Annotated in this window: 13 protein-coding genes; 2 read left to right on the forward strand and 11 right to left on the reverse strand. The window is 58.6% G+C overall.

Going from position 1 to position 15,082, the window contains the following annotated elements:
• Positions 1–184 precede the first annotated feature (184 nt).
• From B0G52_RS30305 to B0G52_RS30315, 3 genes are read right to left on the reverse strand one after another with little or no spacing between them, the layout of a single operon-like run.
• Complete coding sequence (locus B0G52_RS30305) at positions 185–1,858, reverse strand: extracellular solute-binding protein (protein ID WP_094050167.1); 1,674 nt, start codon at positions 1,856–1,858, stop codon at positions 185–187.
• A 43-nt stretch (positions 1,859–1,901) separates the two neighbouring features.
• On the reverse strand, positions 1,902–2,786 hold the full coding sequence (locus B0G52_RS30310) for a carbohydrate ABC transporter permease (protein WP_094050168.1): 885 nt from the start codon (positions 2,784–2,786) through the stop codon (positions 1,902–1,904).
• Positions 2,787–2,806: 20 nt separating this feature from the next.
• On the reverse strand, positions 2,807–3,727 hold the full coding sequence (locus tag B0G52_RS30315) for an ABC transporter permease (RefSeq protein ID WP_094050169.1): 921 nt from the start codon (positions 3,725–3,727) through the stop codon (positions 2,807–2,809).
• Between the two features lie 148 nt (positions 3,728–3,875).
• Between B0G52_RS30315 and B0G52_RS30320 the strand changes: the two genes are divergently transcribed.
• Positions 3,876–4,619 carry a glycoside hydrolase family 16 protein gene (locus B0G52_RS30320; RefSeq protein ID WP_094050170.1) on the forward strand — a complete coding sequence of 248 codons (744 nt, stop codon included), beginning with the start codon at positions 3,876–3,878 and terminating at the stop codon, positions 4,617–4,619.
• 71 nt (positions 4,620–4,690) lie between these two features.
• Here the strand turns inward: B0G52_RS30320 and yunB are convergent, their stop codons facing one another.
• The gene (gene yunB / locus B0G52_RS30325; RefSeq protein WP_094050171.1) at positions 4,691–5,680 is read right to left on the reverse strand and encodes a sporulation protein YunB; all 990 of its coding nucleotides are present in this window, start codon (positions 5,678–5,680) and stop codon (positions 4,691–4,693) included.
• Positions 5,681–5,847: 167 nt separating this feature from the next.
• Complete coding sequence (locus B0G52_RS30330; RefSeq protein ID WP_094050172.1) at positions 5,848–6,714, reverse strand: AraC family transcriptional regulator; 867 nt, start codon at positions 6,712–6,714, stop codon at positions 5,848–5,850.
• Between the two features lie 137 nt (positions 6,715–6,851).
• Between B0G52_RS30330 and B0G52_RS30335 the strand changes: the two genes are divergently transcribed.
• Positions 6,852–7,958 (forward strand): glycoside hydrolase family 88 protein, encoded by a 1,107-nt coding sequence (locus B0G52_RS30335; RefSeq protein WP_094050173.1) that lies wholly within the window; start codon positions 6,852–6,854, stop codon positions 7,956–7,958.
• A 1,019-nt stretch (positions 7,959–8,977) separates the two neighbouring features.
• On the opposite strand, the gene B0G52_RS30340 is transcribed toward B0G52_RS30335, so the two are convergent.
• The 6 genes from B0G52_RS30340 to B0G52_RS30365 form a co-directional block, all read right to left on the reverse strand.
• Positions 8,978–9,925 carry an LLM class flavin-dependent oxidoreductase gene (locus tag B0G52_RS30340; RefSeq protein ID WP_094050174.1) on the reverse strand — a complete coding sequence of 316 codons (948 nt, stop codon included), beginning with the start codon at positions 9,923–9,925 and terminating at the stop codon, positions 8,978–8,980.
• Between the two features lie 31 nt (positions 9,926–9,956).
• Positions 9,957–10,448 carry an LURP-one-related family protein gene (locus B0G52_RS30345; RefSeq protein ID WP_094050175.1) on the reverse strand — a complete coding sequence of 164 codons (492 nt, stop codon included), beginning with the start codon at positions 10,446–10,448 and terminating at the stop codon, positions 9,957–9,959.
• A 201-nt stretch (positions 10,449–10,649) separates the two neighbouring features.
• The gene (locus B0G52_RS30350) at positions 10,650–11,468 is read right to left on the reverse strand and encodes an MBL fold metallo-hydrolase (RefSeq protein ID WP_158223953.1); all 819 of its coding nucleotides are present in this window, start codon (positions 11,466–11,468) and stop codon (positions 10,650–10,652) included.
• A 5-nt stretch (positions 11,469–11,473) separates the two neighbouring features.
• Positions 11,474–13,279, reverse strand: coding sequence for a glycoside hydrolase family 36 protein (locus tag B0G52_RS30355; RefSeq protein ID WP_094050177.1), 1,806 nt, complete (start codon positions 13,277–13,279; stop codon positions 11,474–11,476).
• Between the two features lie 13 nt (positions 13,280–13,292).
• Positions 13,293–14,126 carry a carbohydrate ABC transporter permease gene (locus tag B0G52_RS30360; RefSeq protein ID WP_094050178.1) on the reverse strand — a complete coding sequence of 278 codons (834 nt, stop codon included), beginning with the start codon at positions 14,124–14,126 and terminating at the stop codon, positions 13,293–13,295.
• A 13-nt stretch (positions 14,127–14,139) separates the two neighbouring features.
• Entirely contained in the window at positions 14,140–15,021 is an 882-nt protein-coding gene (locus B0G52_RS30365; protein WP_094050179.1) for a carbohydrate ABC transporter permease, read from the reverse strand.
• Positions 15,022–15,082 lie beyond the last annotated feature (61 nt).

The raw sequence follows: 15,082 nt of genomic DNA on the forward strand, positions 1-15,082 counted from the left end.
CAAGAGGTATGTACCTCCTTCCGATGCTATACGCTCCTGAAATCTGAATAGGTAAACTCGTTAATAGGTGATTTCAGGAGCGTATTAGGCATTCTCCAGGAGATACATACCCCTTCTTTTATATATCGATCATCTCAAGCAACTTTGCCTGCAAGACAACCCCATCGCCGCGCATAGCCGCGCTTTATTCGGACATTTTGGCTTTGCGGGCGTCCAGCTCGGCTTGGCGGTAAGCCATGACCTGGTCGAAGCCGTAATTGTCGCGGCGGGTCAGATAGCTCTCGAAAATTTTATCGAAAGCGGCTTCGTCCTTGGCCGTGATCAGTTCGGGAAGCGTCTCTTCCCAGTTCTGGGAAATGCGCGACCAGGATACCGCGACCTCGGAATCGCCGAGCGGATCGAGGTTCTTGTAGATACCGCTGTCGATGTCGGCCTGCGCGTTGGCGAAGTCCTCCATTTGCTTGATGACAGGCGCTTTCTCCGGTCTCCATTGGTTGACGATGACCGGGTTGCGCATCATCCAGTACGTATCCATAATGCCGTATTCCTTTTCCAGCTTCTCGATATCGGTTTCAAGCAGTTGCGCCATGTCCGGCTTCAGCTGCGGCTTGCCGTCCTTCGTCTCCCACGTTTCGCCTTCTTTGCCGAGGAACAAATCCCGCTGTCCTTCCTCGCTGGCGAGGTAAGTCAGGAAACGGATGGCGCGCTCCGGATGTTTGGTCGACTTGCTGATCATCGTCACCATCCAGCCGTCCATGTTGCCGGGGAACAGTTTGGCGCTGTCGCCATTGCTGTTCTGCGGTCCGTCGACCGCGATGTAGTACGACTCCGGGTTGGCGCTCGCTGCCAGCATCGGGTTGACGGCGGTCATCCCCGTCCATTCGCGGATCATCATGAAATAGCGGGCGTTATTCGTTTTCTCCTCCACCTGCGTATCGGAATCGACCAGGAAGTCGACGTTGATCAGTCCGCGCTCGTAAGCGGTGCGGAACGTTTTCAGCCAGGCGACGTAGTCGGGATCGGTAAAGCGGTCGTACACTTTGCCGTCTTTCTCATACGGAACGGCGAGCAGGTTTTGCAAATACTCGGTCATCCCGTAAGGGACGTTGCCCTGCGCGAAGAACGGGCTCATCGGTTGCCCTTTGTACTGGGAATATTGATCCTTCAGCAGCTGCAGCGCGTTCAGGAAGCCTTCCCGCGTCGTCAGATCCGGGCGGCCCATCTCCTCGTACAAATCCTTGCGCACGAGGAACGTCTGGTTGGCGGCGGTCATGCCGGTTTCATGCATCAGATTGGGGCTGTAAGAGTCGTTGGGCACCCCGTACGTGTTGCCGTTTTCCTGGCGGTACCACTTCAGCGTGCCGTCGCCCGCCACCTTGAAGAAATACGGATCGTATTGCTCGGCCAGCTCGTTCAGCGCGTACACGTGGTCGCCTTCCCACAGCTTTTTGACAGCGGTTTCCCAAGAGCCCATGCTGATCAGGTCCGGCAGCTTGCCCGACGTCATCATCAGCGTCGCCTGCTCATTGGCGTCGCCGGACGGAACCTCGATTTTAACGTTGACGCCCGTTTTTTCCGTGATGTATTTGGAGTTCAGGCTGTCCCCCCAGGTGCGGCCGTACCAGGAAGCGCCTACGAACCAGGTCAGATCGACGGGACTCGTATCCAGCTGCCATGCGGCTGCGTCGGGATTCGGCGCCGTCTCCCCCGAAGCGGTCGCGGACGGAGATTGCGAGCTGGCCGAAGGTTGGGCGCTCGGCTTGCTCTCCTCGGATTTGGAGCATGCGGCCAGGAGGCCCAGCGCGAGAATCGCCGCCAAAATAAGAGACGTCCCCTGTTTCATCGATCTACGCATCATTGCATGATCATCCTTTCTCTGCTGTTAATGATATATTTTTTAATCACCCTTTAATAGCGCCGATCATGACCCCTTTGACCAGATAGCGCTGAATGAAGGGATAAAACGCCAGAATGGGCAGCGTGGCGACCATCATCGAAGCGAACTTGATGGAATTGCCGGGCAGCCGGGCGCCGAATTGCGCCATCGCCTGCTGCTGCATGAAGGACATCGAATTTTCCGCGATAATCTTGTACAGCATCGTCTGCAAGGGCAGCAGATCCTGGGTGCGGATGTAGATGACGCCCTGATAATAATCGTTCCAGTGATAGACGGCCGAGAAGAGCGAGATGGTGGCGATGACGGCCATGCTGTTGGGCAGCACGATCCGGAACAGAACGCCGTAGTCCGATGCTCCGTCCACCTTGGCGGATTCCTCCAGGCTTTCCGGAATCGTGCGAAAGAAGCTCATGAAGATGACCATATTGAAAAAGGTGTACATCCCCGGAATGACGAATACCCAGAAATTGTCGTACAGTCCCAGCTTCGTCATCAGCAGGAAGGTCGGAATCAGTCCGCCGGAGAACAGCATCGTAATCAGGGCGATCCGCATGTAAAACTTGCGCCCGATCAGGTTGGACCGGCTCATGCCATAGGCCACGATTGCAGTGAACAGCACGTGCGCCGCCGTTCCGATCACCGTCCGCAGCGTTGTGATGTAAAAGCCGTTCATCAGGTTTTTATCGTTAAACACCACTCGATAGCTGTCCAGCGACCAAGCCTCGGGAAACCAGTTGATCGTGCCCAGCAGCGCCCGTTCCGGCGCGTTCAGCGAGTTGATGAAGACGAACCACATCGGATAGAGCGTAATAAAGCAGACGGCCAGCATCAGCAATGTATTGCCGACCTCGAATAAACCGACTCGCCGAAACCTTCCGCGCGATTCCATCGCTATCGTTTTCCCCCCGTTCAAAAGATGCTTTCGCCGCTTAGTTTTTTGGACGTGTAGTTGGCGAGCAGCAGCAGGCCCAGCGCCACGACGGAGCGGGCGAACAGCACCGCGGTCGAGAAGGAATGTCGTCCGGATACCAGGCCCATGTTGTAGATATACAGATCCAGGCTTTCCGCCATCCTCATGTTCATGTTGTTTTTCAGCATGAAAATCTGTTCGAAGTTGCTGCCCAGCATGCCGCTGACGGCGAGTATGAACAAGATGGCGATCGTCGGCCGGATGCACTGAATGGTGATGTGCCACATGCGCTGCCAGCGGTTGGCTCCGTCCAGCTCCGCCGCCTCGTACAGCGCCGGATCGATGCCGGCTATGGCGGCAATGTAGATGATCGCGCTCCAGCCGGTTTCCTTAAGCACGTCGGAGAAATAGACGATCCACCAGAAATACTGCGGATCGCTGTTGTACAAAATTTCGCGATCCTGAATGCCCAGCGCCATCATCAATTGATTCATGACGCCGCCCTCGCCCAGCCAGTTGAGCAGAATGCCGCCGAAGATCGTCCAGGCGATAAAGTGCGGCAGATACGAAATCGTCTGAACCGCGCGCTTGAAGCGAAGGCTTCGGATCTCGTTGAGCAGCAGCGCGAATAGAATCGGAATCGGAAATCCGAGCGCCAGCTTGATCGCGCTCATGCCCAGCGTATTGCGGATCGAGCGCCAGAACCGGTCGTCCGCGGCGAAATCCTCGAAATGCTTCAGCCCGACAAGAGGCGATTGCAGCATCGGCTTGGCGATGCTGTAGTCCATAAAGGCGATAATCAGCCAGAACATCGGGATGTAGCAGAAGACGAACATCCAGACAATGCCGGGAATGACCATGCTCTGAACCTGCCACTGTCTAAAAAACGCTTTCATCTGTCCGGATCTGTGTTGGCTCATCTTGACTGCCTCCTTCCCTTTCATCGTAAAAAACCGCGCATCTTAAAAAAAGACCACGGTTTTTGAAGCCATCCCATTTTTTTAGATTCGTTTGACTGCCCTGCGAAATTCAGTATTCTGGGAGTATCACGGAGAGGGGTGCGAAAGGATGAGCAAGCTTTTGTGGGAACAGGATTTCCGAAACGGCGGCGCCGATCTGAGCTTATGGAATATTCGCCTTGGCAACGATCTGCTGGATGATGACGGCAATGCGATAGATCCGGGGTGGGGCAACGGGGAACGGCAGTTTTATACGGGGGATCCGGGCAATCTGTACATCGATGACTCGGGGCTGAACCTGTGCGCCCGCCGCGAAACGGTCGAAAAGGACGGGCGCAGCTTCTCCTATACGTCCGCGCGCATCGATACGAGGGACCGCTTCTCCTTCCGCTACGGCAAGCTGGTCGTCCGCGCCAAGCTGCCGGTGGGACAGGGGCTGTGGCCGGCCATCTGGCTGCTTCCGCAGGACAAAGCCTACGGCGAGTGGCCCGCTTCCGGCGAGATTGATATGATGGAGGCCAGAGGTCGCCTGCCGCGGCAAGTATCCGGAACGCTGCATTACGGGAAGGATTGGGATCATAAAGTGACCGACGAATCCTCCTATCAGCTGGAAAACGGAACGATCAACGAGTTTCGCGATTACGGGCTCGAATGGGACGCCGGCTCCATCCGCTGGCTCGTGGACGGACACTGCTATGCCGAACGCCGCCTGGAGCCGGGCGTTATGCCGTTCGACCAGCCTTTCTATCTGGTGCTCAACCTGGCCGTCGGCGGCTGGTTCGACAATGTGGAGATAGACGAATCGGCGCTGCCAGGGGTCATGACCGTGTCCGGCATCCGGCTCTACGAGTAGGCTGTCGCGTTGTGCGAGAAACGAGAAAATCCGCTCTCCCCGAAGCTCTCGGGAAAGCGGATTTTTGGAGTTCAGTGCCCCGCCCCTGCTTGCGGCGATGGAGCGGGCGAAGGTGCGGGCGCGGCGTCAGCGCCGGGAAGAGGCAGAGCGATCGCCGGAGCTTGCGCGGCGCCGCTGCCGACAGGCTGGCCGCTGCCGTCGTAATAGTAGGACGGCACGTCGCCGACGACGAGAGCATAGGAGAGCGGGATTTTCGTCTCCACGATTTCCGGTTCCCGATCGAAGGGGATCACGACGGCGATTTCCGTACGGATGCGCACGAACACTTCGACCAGAAGCATATTGATGCCGGCTTCTCTCTGGTCCAGCCCGACTTCCGCTTTAATGACGCTGGCCGGGTGGAACTTCACGGCGACGCTCGGGCCGATGGACGAGATGAGCGGACTGTTCAGCGCGTGACCGATCGGAATGCGCTCCGGGACGTCCTCGTGCGCCTTGAGCGAACGTTCGACGACATCGATCGTCTTCGAGGTAATCGCCATCTGCTGCTTGTAATCCAACTCGAAGCCGGTAATTTTCCCGTCTCCGTTCGTGCGCCAATGAATCATTTTGTCCGATTCGGCCGCGCGGGCGAACTCGGCTTTGATTGCCGCGTTAATCGCATCGGTTGCGAGTTGATTCACTTTGACCTTCGCCAGAAACATAAGCGGCTGCCTCAGCTCCCGGTCGAGGAAGATCATCCCCTGAATGACCGCCAGCGCGATCAGCAGCAGCGCGATGATCCATATGTGCTTGCGTTTCATTTTCGGACCTTGGCGCTTGGTCGTCCACCTCTTGACCGGCGTATAGGCCGGACCTGAGCCGGAACCGGAACCGACGTTCCCTCCCCCGAAACGCCTCCCCGTTCCCCACTTGCGCGGAGGAGGCTTGGACGGAGACGACCCGATCCGCGGAAAAACCGACTTCCTGCCCCATCTGCGGGGAAGGGGCTTGATCGGCCTGAGCGGCGAACCGTTCCCGAACAAATTGATTTGAAACCCTCTGCCCCATTTTTTTCGCATCGCTTAAACCTCCCTACGTAGGCCCCTGTCGGGGTCGTCCCGGGATTCCATGGTTCAAGCTTATGCTTGCCCTCGCGCAAAAAGAAGCTGAACGAATTGAACCGATGAACGGGAAGTCCGTTCCATTGGGCTATCCCTTCGGCTCAGCTTCGGTTCAACCTCTCCTCTTACGCCTGGTTCCTGTATTTGAGCGGAGTCGTTCCGATCACCTTCTTGAACAGCTGGACGAAATACGAAGCGTCGGGCAGTCCGACCTCGGCCCCGATTCGCTCTACCGGCAGCGTCGTCGTCTGCAGCAGTCGGCAGGCGTGCTTGATTCTGCGCGCCGTCAAGTAGTCGGTCAGACTGCTGCCCGTCTCGGCCCGGAAGACGCGGGAGACGTAGAACTTGGACAGATGCGTCTCCTCCGCGATCCGTTCGAGGCTGATTTCTTCGGCGAAATGCTCCTCGATCCAGCGCATGATCTTTTCCGAATAGCGAAGCGGCCTGCGGACGATTCCCGCGGAGTCCACCTGGCGCAAGCTTTGGTCCACCTCCTGCACGACGCCGAGCAGCTGCAGCAGAATCAGCGCGTCGTCCTCTTCCGAAGACCGGCCTTCTCCGGCGCCGCCCCCCTCGTACCGCTGAAATATCTGCTCCATATAGTCGACGTGCTCCCGCAAATCCCAGGCGAACATCGCATCCCGCTCCTCCCAGAGCCGCCGGAGCACGCCGTATCGCTGCGGGAAGACTTGCAGCTTGTCGGCCATTTCCTCCGGAACGAAATGCAGCTTCGTTCGGATATAAGGCCGCTCCCGGCTCGGCTTGGGATACACTTTGTGCAAATGAAAAGGCTGGAACACGAACAGCATCCCCCGCCTCATCTCGTAAGCGATCTGATTCACGATGACCGCCCCTTCCCCTTCGTGGACGAAAAGCATCTCGAAGCACGGATGCCAATGGTAATAGCCCGGGAACGGCGCGTCGCTGCTCATCCGATGATCCCAGACGATGCGCCTGCCTCCGAACGAAATCGGCGTGAACAATCGTTTCATTTTCTCCCCCCGCTTAGGCTATCCTCGGAGTATGCATACACGCCCTAGGACAAAATCGCAACATTTTCACATATCGTACCACAACTTCGGCGAGCCGGGTCAAGCTATAATCCACTTAAAAAGGAGGAATCGACGAGATGGACAAAGCTTATTTGGAACAAACATGGAGCAAGCTTGAGGGGAAAGTCGATCGCGTGATCGCCCAGCTTGGCGGCAAAACGCCCCATGTAGCCGGAGCTGACGGCAAGTACGACGATACGCCGATGGAATGGTGGACTTCGGGGTTCTGGGCGGGCATTCTGTGGGTTATGTACGACATGACCGGCAAGGAGCATTACAAGGAAGCCGCTTGGAACTGGGACGTTAAAATGGAGGAGCGGTTCGTACAGAAGGCGCAAAACTTCCACCACGACGTCGGCTTCCAGTTTCTGTCCACGGCCGTCATCAAGCACGCAATTACAGGGGACGCAGAAGGGCTTCGCAGGGGACTCGATGCGGCCAACTTCCTCGCCTCCCGCTTCAATCTGGCGGGGAATTTCCTTCGCGCCTGGAACGGCGACAAGGTCGGCTGGTCGATCATCGACAGCATGATGAATGTTTCCCTGTTGTTCTGGGCGAGCGAGACGACCGGGGATCCCCGCTACAAGCAAATCGCCGTCCGCCATTCGGAGACGACGATGAAATACGGCGTTCGCGAAGACGGCTCCACGAACCACATTATATCCTTCGATCCGGATACCGGCGAATACATCGAATCGTTCGGCGGGCAAGGGCTCGCGCCGGATTCGACCTGGAGCCGCGGCAACTCCTGGGCGCTGCACGGCTTCGCGAACGTCTACCGCTACACGGGAGACGTCCGCTTCTTGAACGAAGCCAAGCGCGTCGCCCACTATTTCATCGCCGCGCTGCCCGACGATTACGTGCCTTACTGGGATTTCCGGCTCGAATCGCTCGAAGGGATGTCCCGGGACAGCTCGGCCGCGGCCATCGCCGCCTCCGGACTGCTGGAGATCGCCGACGCCGTTCCCGCGGGCGAGAAACGGTTGTACGCCGACGCAGCCGAACGGATCTTGCGGTCGCTTACCGAGAACTACGCGACATGGGACCGGCCGGACCATGAGGCGATTCTGCTGCACGCCACCGGCAGCGGCACCGTCAATATCGACACGTCGCTCATCTACGGCGATTACTATTATATAGAAGCATTAGCCAAGCTCAGAGGATGGAAGCGGCGGATCTACTAGTAGAGCGTTCCAGAAGTAAAATGTGATTCCGATCGAAGCCGATGCAGTCTCCTTACGGTTAGGACATTCGCCGCGCGGCTGTTCTAACCGGATACTGCAGGGTTACAGCCTCGACGGGCCGCACTTTGCTGCTGTAACCCGACTGAGCAGGGTTACAGCCTCGACGGGCCGCACCTTGCTGCTGTAACCCGACTGAGCAGGGTTACAGCCTCGTCGGAACGCACTTCGCTGCTGTAACCCGATTGAGCAGGGTTGCGACCTCGCCCGGCCGCACTTTGCTGCTGTAACCCGACTGAGCAGGGTTGCAGCCTCGACGGGCCGCACTTTGCTGCTGTAACCCGACTGAGCGGGGTTGCAGCCTCGACGGGCCGCGCTTCGCTGCTGTAACCCGACTGAGCCGAGTTACAACCTCGCCGGAACGTGATTTGCTGTTGTAACCCGACTGAGCGGGGTTACAGCCTCGACGGGCCGCTGTTTGACGCTGTAACCCGACTGAGCAGGGTTGCAGCCTCGACGGGCCGCACTTTGCTGCTGTAGCCCGACTGAGCGGGGTTACAGCCTCGACGGGCCGCACTTTGCTGCTGTAACCCGACTGAGCAGGGTTGCAGCCTCGACGGGCCGCACTTTGCTGCTGTAACCCGACTGAGCGGGGTTGCAGCCTCGTCGGGCCGCACTTTGCTGCTGTAACCCGACTGAGCAGGGTTGCAGCCTCGACGGGCCGCACTTTGCTGCTGTAACCCGACTGAGCCGGGTTACAACCTCGTCGGGCCGCACCTTGCTGCTGTAACCCGACTGAGCAGGGTTACAGCCTCGTCGGAACGCACTTCGCTGCTGTAACCCGATTGAGCAGGGTTGCGACCTCGCCCGGCCGCACTTTGCTGCTGTAACCCGACTGAGCAGGGTTGCAGCCTCGTCGGAACGCACTTTGCTGCTGTAACCCGACACAATCGGGTTAGACTTTTCGACCTCTTGGTTGCGCTGCTTCGGAATCGATCTGCGCTAGTCGCGTCAGCAGACGCCTAATCGTGCGACAGCAACTGTCCGAGAAGCTCATAGGAACGAAGCCTTGCCCGGTAATCCGCGATCATCGTGACGACGATGAACTCGTCGATGCCGTACGAAAGGGCGAGCGATTCTAACTGGCCGCGAAGACTGCCCGGGGAACCCGCGAGCAGTCTTCTTGCGATCAGAGGCGTCTCTTCTCCTTGCTCGGCGAAAACTCCCCTTCGGAACAATTCGGACGAGGCGAGACGCGCCGCCTCCTCGTCGGTGTCCGCGCATACGACGCCGACCGCGACGAGGGCGCACGGTTCCGGACACAGCGGAGAAGGAACGAAGCCGTCGCGATACGCCAGAAGCGCCTCCTCCCCGGAAGAGTCGCTCATGAATTGGCCGAACGCATAGCCGGTTCCGAACCGCGCGGCGTAAGCCGCGCTCTTCTTGTTCGTGCCAAGCAGCCAGGGCCGAGGCGGCTCGGGCGGAATCGGACGCGCCGCCACCGGACGTCCGTCGTACTCGTATTTCCCTTGAAGCAGCCGCATCAGATCGTCCAGCAGCTCGGGCATTTTGCCGACGTTCTCGATGAAGTTGCCGCTGAGCGCCAGACTCGCTTCGCCCGAGCCTCCAGGCGCCCTTCCGAGCCCGATATCGATTCGCCCCGGATACAGGCTGGCGAGCATATGGAACGACTCCGCCACCTTGAGAGGCTTGTAATGAGGCAGCAGCAAGGCGCCGGAGCCGAGCCGTATGCGCTCCGTTCTCACGCCCACGTGAGCCAGCAGCACTTCCGGGGAAGTGCAGGCCAGCCCGGGCATATCATGATGCTCGGCCACCCAATACCGTCTGTAGCCGAGCCGTTCCGCCATTCGGGCCAGCTCGACCGCCTGTCCGAGCGCGTAAGGCGCATCGGCTCCGTCCAGCACGGGAACCAGATCCAGCACGCTCAGTTGGAGCTTTCTCGTCTTCATCCCTGCGAACCTTGCCCCCTTCCCGCCGCCTCTACCCTGCCGCGTGATTGTGCCGTTTCCGGATTTCGTGCATCCCCATAATGACCGCGACCCACTCGTAGCCGTCGATCCAACCGGTATGTACCGCCAGGCGAAAAGCCGACGATTCGAACCAACCGCTCACTTTCTGGAAAGAGACGACGAGCCCGCCTTTGGCGTCCCTGATCTCGTAGTCCCGCGAAAAAGCCGGGGAAGTGATCTCGAACGTGCCGACGCCGTAACGGTCGTACTCGAATCTCTTGGACATGAACGACATGCGGTGCCTCAGCAGTCCGCATTCCTTGCCGCTCGCGTCCATCACCGTCCACTTGTTGGACAGCAGCCGGAACTTGCCGGCGAACAGCGGCCTGCCGTCTCCGCCGAAGACGTCCAGCGCCGATCCGAACGCGCTGCGCAAATCGACGAGCCCGACCGACTCTCTGTATTCATTGACGATTTCCGTTCTGCCGGCGTTAAAGAAGTTGTCCCGAAAATATAGAATCATTGCGAACACTCCCTCCATAAGCAGAATTGTAAGGGTTAAGCACCCAGGTTACAAGAAACGTTGAAATGTTCGAGTTCCCTCCGCGGCGCGTTGTATAAAAAAGAGCCGCTTCGCAAGGCTCATTGCAGCCTGCGAAACAGCTCCGTTACTACAAAGAGCCGCTTCGCAAGGCCCATTGCAGCCTGCGAAACAGCTCCGTTACTACAGTTCGACCGTTAAGCCGTCATACGCCACTTCGATGCCGTGAGGCTCGAAAATCCCGCACAGGTCGGAGTGCGTCAGGCCGCCGTTGTGCGAAAAGTGGGTGACGACGACACGCGCGTCCGCGTTCAGCATGCCGTATTGCTCCATTCTGGCTTTCGCCTCCAGCACGGCGTCGACGTTCATGTGCGACTTCCAGTAGTCGACTTTGCCCACCGTGCATTCGAAAATGGCAAGATCCAGCTGCTTGTCCTTCAGCCACTCCCACGTTTCCTCGGGAAACTTGCCGGAGTCGTGGCCGTAAAAGATGTTCTTGCCGTTCTTCTCGATGTAATAAAGCAGGCACGTTTCGTTCGGATCGTGAGCGGCCAGCAGAGGGACGGCCGTTGCCGTCTGCATCTCCACCTTCGCGTACGGGCGCAGCCGGTGAAGCTCGTAGAAGCCGCGGGCTCCCCCGTTAGTTTCGAACATCTGCCGGATCTTGGCCAGCGTAATATCGTTCCCGTACACGTGAATCGGGCGCTCCTGCGCCTGTGCGTATCCCGGAAATCTCGCGACGAGATCCTCCGCGTACAGATGGTCGGAGTGGGAGTGCGTGAACAGCAAATCTTTGACCTGATCGAGATCGATCCCGTCGCGGTGCATGTGCAGCAGCGTATCCGGCGGAAAATCGACCTTCAGGTCGTCATCGATCATGACGGATGTGCGCGTGCGAATCTCTTTGCCCCCGAGCTTCTTCGCCTTCGCGCACAGCTCGCACCCGCAGAACAAAGACGGAATGCCTTCGAAAGCGGCGGTTCCCAGAAAACGGACATTCATGCTCTTCATCGCTCCCCATCGATAGAAGTGTCGGACCGCCGCAAGCGGAGCAGTCCCGACGGCGGCACCTTCAGCCGGTGCACGCCTTCGTCCAAGCGGACGTTGACTCCAGAGATTTCCGAGCCTCCGCAATCGAGAACGGTCATCGTCCCCTCCAGCCTCTCCCCGAGCTGCACGATGATCGCGTCGCCGGCCGTTCCGTTAACGAACAGATACTCGTCCGCCCGCTCGCCCGCCTTCGCCAAGACGCCCTGCCCGTACACGGCCGCCAAGCTGCGGCTTCCGTCGAACGCGCAGACGACCGGATACAGAAAATCGGGCGCGGACGGATGCAGCGGCGCGTCGAGCAGCAGTTCCCGGTGCTCGCGCCAGAACGCCAGCCAGAACCCGACGACGCCCCGATGCGCCTCCGGAATCCGGTCCAGCAGCACGGACAGCTGCGGGACAGAGAACAGCGCATGTATAAACTGCAAAGCGACGTTCTCCGGCTTGTCGTCCGGATGCCACATCATCATGTCGGAATGCACGGCGGTATTGCCGCTCAGCAGCCGGATATCGATCGATCCGATCCGGTTCTGACTGTAGTTGTTCGGGCAATCGGCGACGCGGAACATGTTGCCGTATTTGCGCATGAGCGGGCCGACGTACTTCTGGCGGAACTCGATCATGACGTCCGGCTTGATCGCTCTCAGCCGGGCCATGACGTCGGACAGCAGACGGTCGACCGCCTCGGGCACGGAGTCGTAATCCCTTCCTTCGCCAAGAGTATACCTCATCTCCTCCGACAAGTTAAAGGAATCGACGAAATCGAGCTTAAAGCCGTCGATATCCCACTCCCTCAGCGCTTTCTCGTAAATGCCGATCAAATATTCGCGGACGTCGGGAAACCGCGGATCGAAGACGGCCGTGTCCGACCCGTCGTACGTATTGATGAACTTGCCCGCGAAGCGGCTCCAAGCCTGGGAATGCCGCCCGACGAAAGGGACGGAATACCACAAAATAAACTTCATGCCCAGAGCGTGCACCCTTTCGACGAACCCCTTCATATCGGGAATTCGGTCCGGGGATACCTCCCAATCGCCGCAGTAGGCGTAGCCGCGCTCGCTGTTCAGCGTCTGCCAGCCGTCGTCGACGATGACCGCTTCGCAGCCCAGTTCCTTGGCGAGCAGGCACATCTTCTCGATCTCCGCGGGAACCAATTGCTGATGAAAGCTGTACCAGGTGGAGTACATCGGCAGCCGCGCCGCCGCCGGAACGGCCGAAGGGGCATAGCCGGGCAAGCCCGCCCACCATTCTCCCACCTCGCGCAAGCTTTCGGCGTAGAAAATATCCCGCGTATCGATGCGGCTGATTGCCTCGTACCGGTCGATCGGCGGGCAAGCTTCCGTGAACAGCTCCAGCCACAGCTCGAATTCGGCCGTCTCCTCGCGCAGCCCGGCCCGCATGCGGATCGGTCTCATCGCGTCGGACAGCGCGACGGTCAGCCGGTTTTGCCCGGCCGCATTGTAGAGCGAGCAAACCGGGGCAAGCGACGTCGCTTTGGCATGGAACGGCTCGTTGAAGTCGATCCGAATACCGCGCTCGCGATTCGCCCCCGGGTCCCAATACCCCGCGATATCGACGGCCGGATGCGTCCACGACAGCCGGACCGCCTGCGGAATGCGGGGTTCGTCCCCTTCCATCGCGAACCGGTAGTACGCGATGCCCTCCCCCTCGCCATGCGCCGTTGGTTCGACCGAGAATCGGAAGCCGTCTTCCTCGCTCCCGCCCCGGACCGCGATATCTATCCGTTCTGTCCGTACCATTTTCATCCCATCCCCCTTATTACCCTTTAACGGCCGAGCTGACGGTCAGCGCCTTCTCGATCTGCTCGGAGAACAACAGGTAGACGACGATCGTCGGAATGGTCGAGATGACCATGACCGCCCCCATCGCGCCCCAATCCGAACCGAACTGCGTCTGGAAATAGAGCAGGCCGAGCGGCAGCGTCTTCAGCGCATTGTCGCTGATCATGATGAGCGCGACGAGGAACTCGTTCCAGGCGAACAGGAAGACGAAGATGCTGACCGACGCGATCGCCGGCTTCACGAGCGGAACCATGATACGGAAGAACGTCGTATATACGCTAGCGCCGTCAATGGCAGCGGATTCTTCGATTTCATAAGGCAACGACCGGAAGAACGCGTAGAAAATGATCGTCGCGAACGAGAGCTGGAACGCCACGTAAGGAACGATAACGGCGAAATAACTGTTCTGAAGATGCATGTCGCGAACGAGAATAAGCAGCGGAATAAGAATGATCTGCATCGGAATGAACATGCCCGAAGTCATGTAGATGCGGCTTATGTTGGCGAATCTCCACCGCATTCGCGCCGCGGCGTAGGAGAACATAAGCGCCAGAAACCCGGTAAAAACGACGGTTCCGATCGAGACGATCAGACTGTTCTTGAAATAGGCGACGATGTCGAACACGCCGAAGGCGTTGCTGTAATTTTCCCAGCGCCACTCGCCGGGAATGCCGAACACGTTGGTCGAGAAAATTTCCTCGTTGTCCTTGAACGAATAGAACAGCAGCCAGATCAGCGGATACAGGCTGACGAGCAGAAAAAACGAGAGCGGACCGTAAGTCAACGCCCGGACAGCCAACCGTTTGAACATAGGAACGCCCTCCTTAATAGCTGATTTTTTCCCGTGCGATATATTTGTTGATCAGGATCGTGAACAGCAGGCATTCCAGCACCAGAACCGCGGCGGCGGCGGAGCCGTAGCCGTATTCGCCCGAACGGAACGCGGCTTTGTACATCATGAACGTCAGCGTGTAAGAGATGTTGCCCGGTCCTCCGTTCGTCATGACGAACATGTTCTGGAACGCGTTGAGTCCGCCCGTAATGGCGATGACGAGACAGAATTTGTACGTCTCGCTCAGCAGCGGAATCGTAATTTTCCAGTGCATCTTCCAGAACGGCGCGCCGTCGATCGTCGCGGCCTCGTACAGCTGCTCGGGAATCGACTTGATCGCCGTATAGATAAGCACGAGCTGAATGCCCAGGTGGTGCCAGGCGCCGGAGAAGGCGATCGCCCAGATCGACGTATGCTCTCCGCTGAGCCAAGCTTGCTCGTACTGGATGCCGAATAGGCGGAACAGGCTGTTGATCAGGCCGCCGTCCGCGTTATAGATCGCGATCCACAGCTGCGAGACGACGACGCCGGACAGGACGACCGGGACGAAATAGCTCGTCCGGAAAAACTTGCGTCCTCTGAGCGTCTTCGTGCTGAGCGCGATGGCGAGCAGCGTGCCGAGCCCGATCTGATACACGACGAGCACGAGGGCGAAGATCAGGCCGTTCTTGAGCGATACCCAGAAGTCGCTGTCATCCAGCAGTCGAACGTAGTTGTCGAAGCCGATGAACGTCGGCGGGGTTAAACCGTCCCAATCGAAGAAGCTCTTCTGGAACGTCTGAAGGATCGGGTACACGACGATGACGGTGAAGAAGAGCAGCGTCGGCAAGGTGAACACAAGCAGAGCGATGTTGTAACTGCGTTTGGAAGTCATGGATCCTCCTTTCCGAAAAACAGGTCGTCCCAACATGCCGGGGACAACCTGTTTCCGTTCC

Origin of the sequence: Cohnella sp. SGD-V74, assembly GCF_003001675.1 — a bacterium.
Taxonomy (GTDB): domain Bacteria; phylum Bacillota; class Bacilli; order Paenibacillales; family Paenibacillaceae; genus Cohnella.

Coding starts and splice junctions, on each gene's coding strand:
- B0G52_RS30355 (WP_094050177.1), bottom strand. CDS start 13,279: ATGAAAATGGTACGGACAGAACGGATAGATATCGCGGTCCGGGGCGGG.
- B0G52_RS30365 (WP_094050179.1), bottom strand. CDS start 15,021: ATGACTTCCAAACGCAGTTACAACATCGCTCTGCTTGTGTTCACCTTG.
- B0G52_RS30320 (WP_094050170.1), top strand. CDS start 3,876: ATGAGCAAGCTTTTGTGGGAACAGGATTTCCGAAACGGCGGCGCCGAT.
- B0G52_RS30350 (WP_158223953.1), bottom strand. CDS start 11,468: ATGAATGTCCGTTTTCTGGGAACCGCCGCTTTCGAAGGCATTCCGTCT.
- B0G52_RS30310 (WP_094050168.1), bottom strand. CDS start 2,786: ATGGAATCGCGCGGAAGGTTTCGGCGAGTCGGTTTATTCGAGGTCGGC.
- B0G52_RS30360 (WP_094050178.1), bottom strand. CDS start 14,126: ATGTTCAAACGGTTGGCTGTCCGGGCGTTGACTTACGGTCCGCTCTCG.
- B0G52_RS30330 (WP_094050172.1), bottom strand. CDS start 6,714: ATGAAACGATTGTTCACGCCGATTTCGTTCGGAGGCAGGCGCATCGTC.
- B0G52_RS30335 (WP_094050173.1), top strand. CDS start 6,852: ATGGACAAAGCTTATTTGGAACAAACATGGAGCAAGCTTGAGGGGAAA.
- yunB (WP_094050171.1), bottom strand. CDS start 5,680: ATGCGAAAAAAATGGGGCAGAGGGTTTCAAATCAATTTGTTCGGGAAC.
- B0G52_RS30315 (WP_094050169.1), bottom strand. CDS start 3,727: ATGAGCCAACACAGATCCGGACAGATGAAAGCGTTTTTTAGACAGTGG.
- B0G52_RS30345 (WP_094050175.1), bottom strand. CDS start 10,448: ATGATTCTATATTTTCGGGACAACTTCTTTAACGCCGGCAGAACGGAA.
- B0G52_RS30340 (WP_094050174.1), bottom strand. CDS start 9,925: ATGAAGACGAGAAAGCTCCAACTGAGCGTGCTGGATCTGGTTCCCGTG.
- B0G52_RS30305 (WP_094050167.1), bottom strand. CDS start 1,858: ATGATGCGTAGATCGATGAAACAGGGGACGTCTCTTATTTTGGCGGCG.